This window comes from Yeosuana marina, assembly GCF_011762485.1.
Taxonomy (GTDB): domain Bacteria; phylum Bacteroidota; class Bacteroidia; order Flavobacteriales; family Flavobacteriaceae; genus Yeosuana; species Yeosuana marina.
On the sequence record NZ_JAAKGI010000003.1, the window covers coordinates 142,786 to 159,748 of the forward strand.

Consider the following 16,963-nt stretch of genomic DNA (forward strand, 5'->3'; position numbering starts at 1 on the left):
TTCGCTTTTTTTTTAATCTTTATTGTTCTTTAATCCAACTCATGCAGTCATTAAAAGTTTCGAAAATATGCTCATACGGGATTAAATCTGGGATGATATCTATACGTTCCATCATATATTTGGGTTGGTCTTGTAAGTCAACAAATAAGGCGACTATATTGTTTTTAGTAAGTTCTTGTAAGACATCTTCCATAGCATATAATCCTGACTGATCGATATACTGCATACGGTCTAAACGAATAATCACTTTAGACGCTGTTGTTGGAATTTGTGCTGCTAAACTTTGAAATTCATTTGTTGAGCCAAAAAACAGGGGGCCTTTAATATGCTTTATAAATACATCCTCTTTTAATTTATCAGGGAATCCAATTTCATCTTTCCAAGCTTCTTCTTTTAATGATTTAACATCAGAGCGTTCTGCAGTTAAATCACCTATTTTTTTCATAAACATTAATGATGCTATAACTAAACCAACTCCTACGGCATACACTAAATTCCAAAAGGTTGAGAGCAATAACACTACAATCATTACTAATACTTCTGAACTTAATTTAAATGGGCCTATTTTAATATCTTTAGGTAAGCTAGGGATGGCTTTTAAACCTTTATAATCCATAACGCCTATCCCAACAGTAATTAAAATACCTGCAAGTACTGCGGCCGGAATTTTAGAAGCCACGGGTCCAAGACCTAATAATATGATGAGTAACATAATACCAGCTATCATACCTGATAATTTTGTTTTCCCTCCAGAATTAATGTTTACAACAGTTCTTATAGTTGCTCCAGCTCCTGGAATACCGCCAAAAAGGGCTCCAATACTATTTCCTATACCCTGACCAATTAGTTCCTTGTTTGGTTTGTGTTTGGTTTTTGTCATATTATCGGCGACTACACTTGTTAGTAAAGAATCTATAGCACCAAGTAGAGCTAATGTTAAAGCAGTAAATATATAGGGCGTGATACCAGCTAAACTAAAACTCGTGAAAATTTCTAGATTAGGAATAGGAATGCCACTTGGAATTTCTTCAATAGGTCTGTAATTTACCCCAAAGGCAATAGCAGCACCAGATACAACAACCAGAGCAACTAATGTACTTGGTATTTTGGTGGTGATGCGTTTAAATCCATAAATAATAATTATAGTTGCTAATGCTAAAATTAATTCTATCCAATTAATATGTTGAAAAGCCCTGGGTAACACTTTTAGGGTTCCTAAAACACCTGAAGCTTTGTTTTTGGCAAGTGTTTTCGATTCTTTTAAAATATCATTTTCAGAAGTATATTCTGCTCTGTTGACCGTTTCCTTAAAATTTTCTAAGACTAAAATGCCCTCACCAGCTTCTTCTTTTAAAATGTTTTGCAGAATTAATTCTTCCGCTTGTGGTTTAAATTGACTGACAAATTCTGTGTCTTCTTTTGGATAATACCCAATAGAAGGTAAAACTTGTGTAATTAGAATAATTACACCTATAGCAGTCATAAAGCCAGATACTACCGGATAAGGGATATATTTAATATACTTTCCTAAACCTAAAGCACCAAGTCCTACTTGCATTAATCCGGCTAACAAAAACACTGTTAAGATAGCTGGTAATGCTTTTTCTACATCACCATCATTAACGGCAATAATACCTGCTATAACTACCATACTAACGGCTGTCATAGGTGCGGTTGGACCCGATATTTGAGTGCTTGTACCTCCAAAAATTGAGGCGAAAAAAGAAAGAAAAATAGCGCCATAAAGTCCTGCGCTAGGACCTAAACCAGAAGAAACTCCAAAGGCTAAAGCTAGAGGCAATGCAACAATGCCTGCTGTAATGCCACCAAAGGCATCTCCTTTAATGTTAGAAAAGAGTTTCTTCATAATGTATAAGTTTTTTATTACCTGTAATTTAATGTTTTTTTAATTGAAACGAAATAATCTTTACTTTAAGGTAGTATTAAGTGATTATAATATTGCCTCTTTTGAATTTTCCTTTTTTATTCAAAAAACTCAACAGCACCTGTATTAATATCATACATAGCGCCAATAATTAAGATGTCTCCACTTTTTTCCATCTCACTAAGTACAGGGCTTTCTGCATGAATTCTGTCAATTGTTAATTGAACATTCATATGAGATACATTATCTACAAATTCTAAGTTTTTAGAATTTCTTAAACTAGAATCTACAGGTTCTTTAACCGCATTAACCGCAGGTTTTATTTTGCTAAGCATGGCAGTTAGGTTGCCTAGTTTAGCATCATCACATGCACCTTTTACAGCACCACAACTGGTGTGTCCTAATACAACAATTAGTTCTGTTCCTGCTAATTTACAGGCAAATTCCATACTTCCTAAAATGTCTTCGTTCACAAAGTTTCCGGCTATTCTTATACTAAAAATATCTCCTAATCCTTGGTCAAAAACCAACTCGGCAGATACGCGCGAATCGATACAACTCAAAATAGTTGCAAATGGAAATTGTCCCTCGCTTGTATCATTAACCTGTTCTAATAAATTTCTGTTTGCTTTTAAATTATTTTGAAATCGTTGATTTCCTTCTTTTAAATATTGCAATGACTTTTGCGGAGTCATTGTTGCTTGTGTTTCTCTTGTATGTGCTTTCATATTTATAGTTTAAATAATATTATAAATTTATTATTGATGTAAATAAGAGTTTGAATTACCAGATAGTAGTAATGACACGTTAAGCTTACTTATTACATCTTTAATGTCTAATTTACTTGTATTTACTTTATTGTTAGCATCCTTTTTATCTCTATCAATACATAGTAAGTTAATATTTTTCTTTGATAGATAGTTAGAAAGTGTACTGATGGAATTATCTCCGTGCTCAAATACATATTCAACAGTTTGTTTGTCCGCAAGACTGTTTGTCTCTTTTGTTGTGTTAGAGCTTTTAATAATTTTGAACAATTTTAGTGGTTTTTGGGCATAACTAATTAAATCTTCTGCAAACACTATATTTGAAGTCTGTTCTATGCCATTTAATATACCAAGGGATAATTTTTTATTGGGTTCTAAAGGATTTTCATTGGCAGCTATCATAATGACACCATTGTGGTTTTTTAGAATAAAATCTGTAATATTGTCGCCAATGAAATTCAGGGGTTTTGATTTTCTTTTTCCTAGAACAATGATATCTGGTTGATGTTCTTCAATGTATGTGACAATTTCATTTTTAACATTACCAATGGCTAATCTATAATTTATGGTTACATGATAATCATCAGAAACGGATTTTATTAAATTTTGTATTTTTTTATTTGCAGCTCTGTATTCACCATTAATGGTTCGAATGGCCGATAATTGATTATCTTGTTTAACAACATCAGAAGCGTTTTTTACATAAAAAAGTTCAATGTCTCCATCAATCATTTTAGAAAGACTAATAGTGCTTTTTATAGTAGTGCTTGTAGAGTCCTTTAAATCTGTAAGCACTAAGATTTTATACTTATTCTTTTTCATGATGATTAACTTAAGCTTAAACTTGATTTAGGTCTGTGTCTAAAAAACTCGAAAAAACTTTCTGGGTTTTCAACGACACCACGTTTAGAAACTAACTTGATATCAATATTTCTTTCTTTAGCTTTAAAAGCAAAGTCATCTAGTATTTCAATAATATCATTATCTAAATACCTGGTTTTCATAAGGTTTAGCTCTAAATAAGTATCTCTTGGCAAACTATATAATTCCTTTAGAATAGCTCCTTTATTAAAAAATGTAACCTCTTCTGCAAGCGTCATTTTTATCTTGTGTTTTCCGTTGCTTTTATCTTCAATGTGAAGAAAATGAGAGTTTTGGTAACTTTTTAATAGGATAACTATAATCCCAACCAAAAGCCCTAAACTGATACCAACTAATAAATCTGTAAAAACAATACCAACAACGGTTACCGTAAACGGAACAGATTGTTTCCATCCCAGAGCAAACATTTTTTTAAATAAGGATGGTTTTGCTAATTTAAAACCTACTACTAACAGTATGGCAGCTAAAACAGATAGTGGAATCATATTTAATAGCTTCGGAATTATTATTACCGATATTAATAATAAAAAACCATGAATGATTGCTGATAATTTTGTTCGTCCACCAGATTGAATATTAGCAGAACTACGCACAATCACTTGAGTGATAGGCAAACCACCAACAAGTCCAGAAAGTATGTTCCCAGTACCTTGTGCTAATAGTTCTCTGTTGGTAGGCGTTACGTTTTTATGTGGATCTATTTTATCAGTTGCCTCAACACACAGTAATGTTTCTAAACTAGCTACAAGTGCTATTGTGAATGCCGTAATCCAGACTTCTGGATTTGTAATCGCTCCGAAATTGGGAAAACTAAACTGATTAAAAAAGGAGGTTGCATCTTCAGGGATAGGGACATTTACCAAATGTTTTGGAAGAATAGCAAATGTTTCCATTCCCGAAGTTACGGCAAAGTAAACAATACCAATAACAACAGCTACTAGAGGGCCTTGGATAACTTGGAAAAATTTTGCTTTTTTTGAAAGGACTTTATCCCATAATAGGATAATTCCTAGACCTATAATTCCTATAATCATTGAGCCAATAGTAATGTTGTTAAACATATTTAAAATGGCTGAAAATGTGTTTTCGCCAGACATTTCTATAAAACTATCGGCACCTTCTGGTTCTGTGTCATAACCAAAGAAGTGAGGTATTTGTTTTAAAATAATAATAATTCCAATACCGGTTAACATCCCTTTTATGACTGAAGAAGGAAAATAGTAACCTATAATACCCGCTTTTAAAACTCCAAATAATAATTGAATAACACCTCCTAGTACTACGGCTACAAGAAAGTTTTCATAACCGCCTAAAGAACCAATGGCAGTTAAAACAATAGCGGCAAGTCCTGCCGCAGGACCACTAACACCAACTTTAGAACCACTTAGAGCTCCAACAACAATTCCTCCAATAATCCCTGCAATAACTCCTGAAAATAATGGAGCTCCACTGGCTAAAGCAATACCTAAACATAGCGGTAATGCCACAAAAAATACGACTATACTCGCTGGCAAGTCACTTTTTATATATTTAAACATATTATAATATTTTTACTCAAGGCTAGTTAGCCAAGAGTAGTTAAACTTGATTAATAGACTTTGTTAAGCCTGAAAAAGCGTAAATTATAATATGCTTAATTCTGGAGGGGGTGAAATAAGATTTAAATGCGGTTTTGGATAATTTTTAAATTTGTAACAGAAAGATTGATGGACTTCCAGTAAAAAATCTGAAGCGACATCATTGTTTTCTGATGAAAAAGGAGATAGTAAGTTCTTAGCTTTTCCATTTTCTTCTTCCTCAGTGATAGAATAAAATATTGAAGTATCAATAGAATCATCCAATACAGCAATAACTGTTGGAGCAACAATGAGCCCCAAAAATAATACAGTAAGAGATATTGAAATAATACTTTTCTTCATCTAAAATTTAAAAAAACAAATATAATGTTTAACATGGTTTAAACTGTTAAATTATGTCTAAATAACAGCAAAACATAATTTAGTCTCCTTAAATATTTCATTAGTTTATAACAAACATATAATAAAAAACTCCTTCCAATAAGATTGAAAGGAGCATTAAAAATGTTATAAATTTTTAAAGAGCAACCAAGTCTCCAGTAATATCTTTGGATGGTAAATTTGATTTTCCCATTAAATAAATATCCACTTGTCTGGCAGCTTCACGTCCTTCTGAAATTGCCCAAACAATTAATGATTGACCACGACGCATGTCGCCAGCAGTAAATATGTTTGGAATATTGGTTTGGTATTTGCCATAGTCTGCTTTATAGTTTGAGCGAACATCTTTTTCAATACCTAATTGGTCTGCAATTGTACTCTCAGGACCTGTAAATCCTAGTGCTAGTAATGCTAAATCACATGGCCACGTTTTTTCTGTACCTGCAATTTCTATAAGTTGAGGGCGCTCACCTGGAACCATTTTCCACTCAACATTCACCGTTTTTAAGGCTGTTAATTTTCCGTTACTATCTTTTACAAACTCTTTAGTATTAATGAGCCAGTTTCTTTCAACTCCTTCTTCATGAGATGATGATGTTTTAAGTTGTAAAGGCCAATATGGCCAAGGCGTAGATGGTGAACGTCGTCCTGGCGGTTTTGGCATGATTTCGAAATTAGTAACCGATTTAGCGCCTTGGCGATTCGATGTTCCTACACAATCAGAACCCGTATCGCCACCACCAATCACGATAACATGTTTATCGGTAGCTAGTACTTGGTCTTTAACTTCTTTCCCGAATAACACTTTGGTTTGCTGCGTTAAGAAATCCATAGCTTGTACCACGCCATCGGCATCACTACCAGGTGTTGGCAAGCTTCGTCTTTCAGTTGCACCACCACAAAGAACAACAGCATCAAATATTTTTAATTTTTCTACATCATAGTTTACCCCAACATTCACATTGGTTTTAAAAGTGATGCCTTCAGCTTCTAAAATAGCAACACGGCGTTCAATAATACCTTTTTCCATTTTAAAGTTTGGAATACCATACCTGAGAAGACCACCAACTTCATCATCTCTTTCGAAAACAGTTACGGTATGTCCAGCTCTGTTTAATTGCTGAGCAGCAGCTAGTCCAGCTGGTCCTGAGCCCACTATAACCACGGTTTTACCAGTTCTTGTTTTTGGTGGTTGCGGTTTTATCCAACCTTCTTTAAAGGCACGTTCAACAATATTTTTCTCAATGTTTTCTATTGAAACAGGGTCTTCAATAATTCCTAACACACATGATTTTTCACATGGAGCAGGACATAAACGCCCTGTAAATTCAGGGAAATTGTTGGTTGAATGTAATATCCAAGAGGCCTTTTGCCATTCTCCTTGATGAACCATATGATTAAAATCTGGAATTAAATTTCCTAGAGGACATCCACTATGGCAAAATGGAATACCGCAATCCATACAACGCGATCCTTGTTTAGTAAGGTCTTCCTCACTTAAAGGTACGGTGAATTCGTTATAATGTTTTACACGTTCTGGAACAGGCGTGTATGTTTCATCTTGTCTTTCAAATTCTTTAAATCCTGTTACTTTTCCCATGACACTATGCTATTGTTAATTCTTCTACCATTGGTTCTTCTGTCTCTAGACGTTTTAAAGCTCGCTTATATTCTGTTGGCATTACTTTTACAAAATTGTTTAAGCTGTTTTCCCAATCGGCCAACAGCCTATTACCAAGGCTACTGTTAGTATATAAAACGTGTTTTTCAATCAAAGTTTTTAATTCTGAATCATCTTCAGCTGTTATGGTTTCAAACTCAATCGTTTCTGTATTACATAAACCGTTTGTGAATTTATTTTCAGGATCATAAACATAAGCAATACCACCACTCATTCCAGCAGCAAAGTTTCTGCCTGTTCTTCCAAGTACGACTACTTTTCCTCCTGTCATATATTCACAACAATGATCGCCTACACCTTCTACTACAGCAGTAGCACCAGAATTTCTAACGGCAAAACGTTCACCAGCTATACCGTTTATAAAAGCTTGACCTTGGACGGCTCCAAATAAACAAACATTACCTACAATAATATTGTTTTCGGCTATAAAGTCTGCTTTGGCTGGTTTTTTTACAATTAGTTTAGCACCAGATAAGCCTTTTCCTAAATAGTCATTAGTGTTTCCTTCAAGTGTAAATGTTAAGCCGTGTGCTCCAAAAGCTCCAAAACTTTGGCCAGCAGATCCTTTAAAACCAATATTTAATGTGTCTTCTGGTAAACCAAGATGACCGTAAATTTTTGAAATTTCGTTACTAACAATAGCTCCAACGGTTCGGTTTGTATTATTAATAGGATAGGCTAAATCCATTTTTTCTTTTCTATATAAAGCTCTATGAGAATCTTTAAGAATAGTGAAGTCAAGCACGTCTTCTAAATTATGATCTTGCTTCTCAGTATTTCTAACGGGCATTTTACTGTAAGCTTCTGGTCTATATAAAATAGCCGAAAGATCTAAACCTTTTGCTTTATAATGTTTGATTGCTTTGTTGGCATTTATTTTATGTGTTTGACCAACCATTTCTTTTAAGGTTCTAAAGCCCAATTGCGCCATGATACCTCTTAATTCTTCAGCAATATAATAAAAGAAGTTAATCACGTGTTCTGGCGTTCCTTTAAAGTTTTTACGCAATTCTTTATCTTGAGTTGCGATACCGACAGGACAGGTGTTTAAGTGACATTTACGCATCATGATGCAACCTGACGCTACTAAAGGCGCTGTTGCAAAACCAAATTCTTCGGCTCCTAATAAGGCTGCTATTGCAACATCACGACCTGTTTTTAGTTGACCGTCGCATTCTACAACAATTCTACTTCTTAAGTTATTTAAAACTAAAGTTTGTTGCGCTTCTGATAAACCAAGTTCCCATGGCAATCCAGCATGTTTTAGTGAGGTGAGAGGTGATGCTCCTGTTCCACCATCATAACCCGAAATTAAAACAACATCGGCTTTTGCTTTTGCTACACCGGCGGCAATAGTTCCAACACCTACTTCAGATACTAATTTTACATTAACTCTAGCATCACGGTTGGCATTTTTTAAATCGAAAATAAGTTGCGCTAAATCTTCAATAGAATAAATGTCGTGATGAGGAGGAGGTGATATTAAACCAACAAAAGGTGTTGAGTTACGAGCGGCTGCAATCCAAGGTAATACTTTTTCTCCAGGAAGCTGACCTCCTTCTCCAGGCTTAGCACCTTGAGCCATTTTTATTTGAATCTCCTTTGCATTTGTTAAATAGTGCGAGGTAACTCCAAAACGACCTGATGCCACTTGTTTAATAGCAGAGTTGCGGCTATCGCCATTCACATCTGGATGAAAACGTTTTCTATCTTCTCCACCTTCTCCAGAGTTTGATTTTCCGCCAATACGATTCATAGCAATCGCTAAGTTTTCATGGGCTTCGCGTGAAATAGACCCATAAGACATGGCGCCTGTTTTAAAATGCTTTACAATCTCAGTCCAATCTTCTACTTCTTCAAGAGGAATAGGGTCTAAATTATCAAACTCAAATAAACCACGAATGGTCATTAAATTTTCAGACTGTTCATTGATAGCTTTTGAATAAACATCATAACTTGCCTGATCGCTTAACCTAACGGCTTGCTGTAATTTAGCAACGGTTGTAGGATTAAATAAGTGTTTTTCTCCGTTACGTCTCCATCTGTAATCGCCACCAATATTTAAACCTAATCGTTTATCTATGGTGTTATCTGGGTAGGCGTATTTATAACGCTCGTTAATTTCTTTTTCAATTTCATATAAACCAATACCTTCAATTCTAGAGGCTGTGTAAGGAAAATATTTTTCTACAAATTGAGAGTTAAAGCCAACGATTTCAAAAATTTGAGAACCTCGATATGAATGGAGTGTAGAGATTCCTATTTTATTCATCACTTTTAAAATTCCCTTTCCTATAGCTTTATTAAAATTATCAACAGCTTTCTGCTCGTCCATACCTACAATAAATCCTTCTTTCACTTGCATTCTGATAATTTCATTCACCATATATGGATTAATAGCACTAGCGCCGTAACCAAACAAGGTAGCAAAGTGATGTGGTTCGCGGGGTTCTGCAGATTCAATAATAATATCAAAATAAGAACGCTTGCGTAAACGATTCATTTGATGGTTTACATAAGAACACGCCAATAAAGCAGGGATAGGTGCAAATTGTTTATTAACACCTCTGTCTGACAGAATAATGATGTTTGTACCTCTCTCTAGCGCTTTTGTTGTTTGAACGATAATATCTTCTAAAGCATTTTCAAGACCATTAAGTCCTTCGGATTTTGGATATAAAATTTCAATAGTCTCCGCTTTAAAACTTTCAATAGAAATGGTTCTTATTTTTTCTAAATCGGCATTAGATATTACTGGGTTTTGAATTTTTAGTTTTCGGCATTGCTCCTCAGAGATATTAAAGATATTTCTATCTTCACCAAGGTTTAAACTTATATCCGTTACAATTTCTTCACGAATACCGTCTAACGGTGGGTTGGTAACCTGTGCAAATAATTGTTTAAAATAGTTTGAAATGAGTTGAGGTTTATCAGATAATACGGCTAAAGGGGTATCAATACCCATGGAGCCTAAAGCTTCTTTACCACCTACAGCCATTGGGGTAATAACCTCTTGAATATCTTCAAACGTATAATTAAATAAACGTTGTCTTGTCTTTATATCGATAGTTTCAATGGGACAGGTGTCATTGGTGTAAGGCACATCTTTTAAATGAAGCCTTTTATTTTTCAGCCATTCTTTATAGGGTCTTTCTGAAACAATTTTACTTTTAATTTCTTCATCTTCAATAATGCGTCCTTCGTTCATATCTACCAAGAACATTTTACCAGGTTCTAATCGACCATGTTTTTCAACATCTTCGGGAGCAATATCAACTACGCCTATTTCAGAAGACATAATAAGTTTACCACTTTTTGTAACGGTATATCTTGATGGTCTTAAACCGTTTCTATCTAATAAAGCACCAATATAGTCGCCATCTGTAAAAGGCACAGAAGCAGGACCGTCCCAAGGCTCCATGATACAGGCATTATACTCGTAGAAGGCTTTTCTATCTTCTGTCATGGTTTGATGTTTTTCCCAGGCTTCAGGAATCATCATCATCATAATTTCTGGTAACGATCTTCCTGTGTGAGTCAATAATTCAACCACCATATCCATAGAGGCAGAATCAGATTTTCCTGGCAAGATTATAGGGAATAATTTCTCTATTTGTGGTCCGAAGACATCACTTTTCATGATTTCTTCACGAATACGCATTCTACTCACATTTCCTCGTAGGGTATTAATTTCTCCATTTTGACACATATATCGGAATGGCTGTGCTAACTCCCAAGTGGGCATCGTATTAGTAGAGAAACGCTGATGTACTAGAGCTAGACGAGTAACCAAATCTATCTGTTGTAAATCTGTATAATACGGCCCAATATCTTCAGGCATGATGATGCCTTTATATATTAAGGTTGTTGTTGATAAACTTGGTACATAAAAGTAACCGCTTTCAGAAATTTTAGAATTTCTAATGGTGTGCTCTGTAATTTTACGTGCTGCATAAAGCTTTGCTTTAAAAACATTTTCAGAAATATCTTCTGTTTTACCAATAAAAATTTGTTCGATAATTGGTTCTGAAGCCAAGGCTATTTCTCCAAGATTGGAGGAGTCTACAGGTACTTTTCTCCAACCTAATAGAGACAATCCTTGGGCTTTTATTTCTTGCTCAAAAATGGTTTTACAAAACTGATATTGATTGGAAACTTTCGGTAGAAATACCATGCCTACAGCATAGTCTCGTTGTGCCGGAATTTTAAAATTACAGACACGTTTAAAATACTCGTGAGGGATATCAATTAATAAACCTGCACCATCACCTGTTTTCCCATCGGCACTAACACCTCCTCTGTGTTCTAATTTTACAAGAATTTCTAACGCATCATGGATGATTTGATTTGTTTTCTCTCCTTTAAGATTACAAATAAAACCAGCTCCACAATTTTCGTGTTCAAATTCTGGTAAATACATTCCTTGTTTCTTCAACATAATCAACAAATTTTGGTTTGAAATAAGACTTTTCAAAGCGAATATATGCAGTAGATTTTGAATTACAACAAGTGCTATTTCATTATTTCGATTTTTGATGCATATGTGATATAAAAATAAGTATATATCAATAATTGCGGTTTTTTTTAACAAATATTCATTTGTTAAATAATTAACAAAAATTAACAAATTGTAAATTAATCATAACAAAAGTGGGTTTAAACAACAATAATGACATCAAATAATAATAATTAATATGAAATACTCAATTTCTAGTATTATTAAAAAATCAAAAAATCAAATAATAAATAAAATGCCCTCAAAAAAATAGGGTAAAAATATTTAAATCAATAAAAGTTAACCAATGACCCCTATTTTTTTTAGGGTATAAAAGTTTTTTACATAAGTTTACGTCGTATTAACAAAAAAATAACACTTAAAAACAATAACTTAAAATTAAACAATTATGAAAAAACTTATTACACTTTCGATGCTCTTTATGGCAACGGCAATTTTTGCTCAAGAGGAAGCACCAGCTAAAAAAGTTAGTATTAGCGGTACGATAGATACTTATTACAAAACAAACTTAAGTTCTCCAGATAATTTATCTGCTACTCCCGGGACTTCTTTTGCAAACGAAACAGGGTTTGCTTTAGGGATGGCTAATATTATTGCGTCTTATGATGGTGAAAAAACAGGTGTTGTTGCCGATGTAGTTTTTGGACCAAGAGGAGATGCTGCTATAGGAGGTTACAACCTTAACCAATTATATGCTTATTGGAATGTATCTGAAAGCACAACATTAACAATGGGTCGTTTTAATACTTATTTAGGGTATGAGGTCATTTCACCAGCAGCTAATTTTAACTATAGTACTTCTTATTTGTTTTCTTACGGACCATTCTCTCATGTAGGATTAAAAGCTGATTTTGCATTATCTGATGATTTTAGTTTAATGTTAGCCGTTATGAATGCGACAGATACAAACAATAATATGACTGGTGATTATGCTTTAGGGGCACAATTGGGATATTCAGGTCAATTCTTAAATTTCTATTATGATTCTGGTGTAAAACTTGGATTCGAAATTGATTATACAGGTGGATTTGATTTATCAGATTCTTTCTTCTTAGGTATTAATGCTGCTTACCAAGATAACGATGGTCTAGGTTTTTATGGGGCTGCTTTATACCCTCAATTAGCTACTTCAGATTCTTTTACTATTGGTTTAAGAGGAGAATATTTTGAAGAAATGGGTGATTATGGAGCTATAGGAACTGGTTTAGAAGACACGAGTGTTCTTGCCTTAACATTAACAGGAAGTTATTCAATTGAAAATTTAACTATTAAACCAGAACTAAGATTGGATAGTTCATCTGACGATTCAAGTTTTTTACTTGATAGTAACGGGGCACCATCTAAAAGCTTAAGTTCATTTGCTTTAGCTGCAATATATAGTTTCTAAAAACCTTAATTAAAATACATAATAATTATGAAGAAAATTGAAGCAATAATTAGAAAATCTAAATACCGCGAAGTAAAAGAAGCTCTGCATGGTGTTGGAGTAAACTTTTTCTCTTACTGGGATGTTACAGGATTGGGAAATGAAAAAGAAGGGCATGTATATAGAAGTGTAACTTATAGTACTAGTGATATTCAACGCAGATATTTGTCTATAGTTGTAAATGATGATTTTGCTGAAGTTACGGTAAATGCTATCCTTAGTTCTGCTGCAACTGGAGAAGTTGGAGATGGCAAAATTTTCGTATCAGATATACAGGAATGCTATAGAATAAGAACAGGAGAAAAAGGTGGAGACACTTTAAAATAATAATCAATCATTAAAAACATTTAATTATGGAAGAAGTAAATGCAGTATTAGATTTAATGTGGATATTAATAGCTGGTATATTGGTTTTCTTTATGCAAGCTGGATTTACATTAGTAGAAACAGGATTCACAAGGTCTAAAAATACTATTAACATTATTATGAAAAACTTAATGGACTTATGTATAGGGTCTCTTGGGTTTTGGTTAATAGGATACACACTTATGTATGGAGACGATATAGGAAGTTTTATTGGTAACCCTTCATTGTTTTATAATGTTGATGGAGAAATGCATAATCTGTTTTTCCAAACAGTATTTTGTGCTACAGCCGCAACTATTGTTTCTGGAGCTATTGCAGAAAGAACTAAATTCTCTACCTATTTAATTTTCTCTTTTGTGATGACAGTTCTTATCTATCCTATATCTGGTCACTGGGTATGGCAAGGAGATGGTTGGTTAACTAACTTAGGATTTATTGATTTTGCTGGTTCAACAGTGGTACATTCAGTTGGTGGATGGGCGGCTTTAGTTGCTGCAGCATTAGTTGGCCCAAGAATTGGTAAATATACTAACGGGAAATCAAATGCAATTCCTGGACATAGCATTCTATTTGGAGCGTTAGGTGTATTTATTCTTTGGTTAGGATGGTTTGGATTCAATGGTGGTTCTGAGTTAGCAATTTCAGGAGATAGTGCTAATCACGTATCAAATATTATCATAACAACTAACTTAGCCGCAGCGGCTGGTGCTATTGCAGCCTTGTTTTTAACTTGGATAAAGTATGGTAAGCCAGATGCATCTATGACGTTAAATGGTGCTCTAGCAGGATTAGTTGGTGTAACAGCTGGTTGTGCTGCTGTAGATAATTATGGAGCAACAGCAATTGGACTTATTTGTGGAATTATAGTTGTTTTATCAATTGAGTTTATTGATAAAAAATTAAAAATTGATGATCCTGTAGGAGCTGTATCTGTTCACGGTGTTTGTGGAGCAATAGGCACGTTACTTGTAGGTGTGTTTGCTACAGATGGTGGTTTATTTTACGGTGGTGGATTCTCACAATTAGGAGCACAAGCTGCTGGTGTATTTGGAATAGGCGCTTGGTCTTTAGTGACATCATTCATCATATTATTTATTCTTAAGAAAACAATTGGATTAAGAGTTTCTGAAAAAGAAGAAGTTGAAGGATTAGATATTCATGAGCATGGTATGGAGGCGTATCCAGACTTCAGATTAAATGAGCATTAATATCATATTAAATTAAAAAAGCATTTTTTGTAAAAGGATCCCTAAATTTTTAGGGGTCCTTTTGTTATTTTATCATTTTTTACTCCATACACCCTTCCTGTTTATATATTTTTAAATTAATTTATATACTTTTGGCTTCAAAGCATAAATAACAATATGAAAAAAATTGAAGCAATTATTAGAAAATCAAAATATCGAGATGTAAAGGAGTCATTGCATAATGTTGGAGTAAACTTTTTTTCTTACTGGGATGTAACCGGAATTGGAAATGAAAAAGAAGGGCATGTTTACCGGGGTATAGAATATAGTACTAGTGATATTCAACGCAGGTATTTATCTATAGTTGTAAATGATGATTTTGCAGATGCAACGGTTAATGCAATTATTGGTTCTGCAGGAACAGATGAGGTTGGTGATGGAAAAATATTTGTCTCTGAAATCCAAGAGTCTATTAGAATTAGAACTGGAGAAAGAGGAGAACAAACTTTAAAATAAACTACTAAACTATAATAAATTTTTATGGAATTACTTACTACAAATAATGTATGGATGATGATCTGTACCGCGCTTGTTTTTTTTATGCACTTAGGGTTTTCCCTTTTAGAAATAGGACTAACAAGACAAAAAAACACAATAAACGTTTTATTCAAAAACATTTTCATTATTACAATTGGCCTTTTACTATATTTTATAGTAGGATTTAATTTGATGTATCCAGGAGAATTTAATGGGGTTTTGGCTATGCCACATTTTGGTATTGGTTTAGGAGATATGCAAAATGCATTTACCAATGCAGATGGATCATTTTATGCAGATGGAGGATATACTTATTGGACGGATTTCTTGTTTCAAGGCATGTTTGCTGCAACAGCTGCAACCATAGTTTCTGGTGCTGTAGCTGAGCGTGTGAAAATAGTACCGTTTATGATTTTTACTATATTTTATGTAGGATTAGTATACCCAATTGCAGGTTCTTGGAAATGGGGCGGAGGGTTTTTACAGTCTATGGAAACCCCTTTTTATGATTTTGCAGGATCAACATTAGTACACTCAGTTGGAGGGTGGGCAGCTTTGGTTGCCGTGTGGTTATTAGGACCTAGAATAGGTAAATTTAAAGATGGGAAAGCACAAGCAATACCTGGACATAACCTGCCTTTGGCAACATCTGGTGTCTTGATACTCTGGTTAGGTTGGTTCGGTTTTAATGGCGGATCTGTGCTCTCTGCAGACCCTAGTTTAACATCTTTAACATTAGTAACAACCTGTTTGGCAGCAGCAGCTGGAGGAGTTGTATGTATGTTGGTTTCTACGGTTATGTACAAAAATTTAGATTTAACCATGTTTTTAAATGGTATTTTAGGAGGCTTGGTTGGTATTACGGCAGGAGCAGATCAAATGAGTCCCATGGATGCAATATTAATTGGTTCAATAGCAGGAGCCCTTATTGTTTTTGCTGTTGCGTGTATTGACAAAATAAAATTAGATGATCCAGTAGGGGCTATTGCGGTTCACTTAATTTGTGGTGTTTGGGGGACTTTAGCCGTTGGAATTTTTGGTAATTTAGCTGGAGTAAGTCAATTTTTTAGTCAATTAATGGGTGTTGGAGCTTATGCTATATTTTGTTTGATAACAAGTTTTGTCATATTATTTGTATTGAAGAAAACCGTTGGAATTAGGGTTTCTGAAAAAGAAGAATTAGAAGGCTTAGATATTCATGAACATGGTATGGATGCCTATCCAGATTTTAGGTTAAATGAGCACTAAAATTTAGTTATTGCATGGTATTGTTAGATATTGTAAAAAAGATGGTTCGCCTTAGGGAGCCATCTTTTTTTATTCATAATAAAACCAAATAAATATGGTCTCATAAAAAATATTAATAATATTTTATGTATTTTCATATGAATTAATACAAGTATTGGAAACCATGAAAAAAGTAGAAGCAATTATTAGAAAATCTAAATACATTGAGGTAAAAAAGGCGCTACACGATGTAGGAGTTAATTTTTTCTCGTATTGGGATGTTACTGGGATAGGCAACGAAAAAGAGGGACATGTTTACCGGGGTGTTACATACAGTACCAGTGATATTCAGAGAAGATATCTTTCTATAGTAGTCAATGATGATTTTGCTGATGCAACGGTCAATGCTATTATCAGTTCAGCGGCAACTGGTGATGTGGGAGACGGAAAGATTTTTGTATCAGATATACAAGAGTCTTACAGAATTAGAACAGGAGAAAAAGGCGGAGACACATTAAAATAATTTAAAAC

13 protein-coding genes are annotated in these 16,963 nt (G+C 34.1%); 6 read left to right on the forward strand and 7 right to left on the reverse strand.

Annotation, left to right across the window (positions count from 1 at the left end; all coding sequences use genetic code 11):
- Positions 1–19 precede the first annotated feature (19 nt).
- The 7 genes from G5V56_RS05300 to gltB form a co-directional block, all read right to left on the reverse strand.
- Complete coding sequence (locus G5V56_RS05300; RefSeq protein WP_166962602.1) at positions 20–1,867, reverse strand: SulP family inorganic anion transporter; 1,848 nt, start codon at positions 1,865–1,867, stop codon at positions 20–22.
- Positions 1,868–1,983: 116 nt separating this feature from the next.
- Positions 1,984–2,613 carry a carbonic anhydrase family protein gene (locus tag G5V56_RS05305; protein WP_166962604.1) on the reverse strand — a complete coding sequence of 210 codons (630 nt, stop codon included), beginning with the start codon at positions 2,611–2,613 and terminating at the stop codon, positions 1,984–1,986.
- Positions 2,614–2,643: 30 nt separating this feature from the next.
- Positions 2,644–3,474: a universal stress protein gene (locus G5V56_RS05310; protein WP_166962606.1), complete on the reverse strand. Its 831-nt coding sequence runs from the start codon at positions 3,472–3,474 to the stop codon at positions 2,644–2,646.
- A gap of 5 nt (positions 3,475–3,479) precedes the next feature.
- Positions 3,480–5,072 carry a SulP family inorganic anion transporter gene (locus G5V56_RS05315; protein ID WP_166962608.1) on the reverse strand — a complete coding sequence of 531 codons (1,593 nt, stop codon included), beginning with the start codon at positions 5,070–5,072 and terminating at the stop codon, positions 3,480–3,482.
- Between the two features lie 84 nt (positions 5,073–5,156).
- On the reverse strand, positions 5,157–5,453 hold the full coding sequence (locus G5V56_RS05320) for a hypothetical protein (RefSeq protein ID WP_166962610.1): 297 nt from the start codon (positions 5,451–5,453) through the stop codon (positions 5,157–5,159).
- A gap of 175 nt (positions 5,454–5,628) precedes the next feature.
- Positions 5,629–7,092, reverse strand: a complete 1,464-nt coding sequence (locus G5V56_RS05325) for a glutamate synthase subunit beta (RefSeq protein ID WP_166962612.1) — start codon at positions 7,090–7,092, stop codon at positions 5,629–5,631.
- A gap of 4 nt (positions 7,093–7,096) precedes the next feature.
- A complete protein-coding gene (gene gltB, locus G5V56_RS05330; RefSeq protein ID WP_240911225.1) occupies positions 7,097–11,611 on the reverse strand; it encodes a glutamate synthase large subunit in 4,515 nt (1,504 codons plus the stop codon).
- 466 nt (positions 11,612–12,077) lie between these two features.
- On the opposite strand from gltB, the gene G5V56_RS05335 reads away from it, so the two are divergent.
- The 6 genes from G5V56_RS05335 (at position 12,078) to G5V56_RS05360 (ending at position 16,955) form a co-directional block, all read left to right on the forward strand.
- On the forward strand, positions 12,078–13,076 hold the full coding sequence (locus tag G5V56_RS05335; protein ID WP_166962614.1) for an outer membrane beta-barrel protein: 999 nt from the start codon (positions 12,078–12,080) through the stop codon (positions 13,074–13,076).
- A gap of 27 nt (positions 13,077–13,103) precedes the next feature.
- A complete protein-coding gene (locus G5V56_RS05340) occupies positions 13,104–13,442 on the forward strand; it encodes a P-II family nitrogen regulator (protein ID WP_166962616.1) in 339 nt (112 codons plus the stop codon).
- 26 nt (positions 13,443–13,468) lie between these two features.
- Complete coding sequence (locus tag G5V56_RS05345) at positions 13,469–14,689, forward strand: ammonium transporter (RefSeq protein ID WP_166962618.1); 1,221 nt, start codon at positions 13,469–13,471, stop codon at positions 14,687–14,689.
- A 156-nt stretch (positions 14,690–14,845) separates the two neighbouring features.
- The gene (locus G5V56_RS05350; RefSeq protein WP_166962620.1) at positions 14,846–15,184 is read left to right on the forward strand and encodes a P-II family nitrogen regulator; all 339 of its coding nucleotides are present in this window, start codon (positions 14,846–14,848) and stop codon (positions 15,182–15,184) included.
- A gap of 24 nt (positions 15,185–15,208) precedes the next feature.
- Positions 15,209–16,453 (forward strand): ammonium transporter, encoded by a 1,245-nt coding sequence (locus G5V56_RS05355; protein ID WP_166962622.1) that lies wholly within the window; start codon positions 15,209–15,211, stop codon positions 16,451–16,453.
- A gap of 163 nt (positions 16,454–16,616) precedes the next feature.
- Positions 16,617–16,955 (forward strand): P-II family nitrogen regulator, encoded by a 339-nt coding sequence (locus G5V56_RS05360; protein WP_166962624.1) that lies wholly within the window; start codon positions 16,617–16,619, stop codon positions 16,953–16,955.
- Positions 16,956–16,963 lie beyond the last annotated feature (8 nt).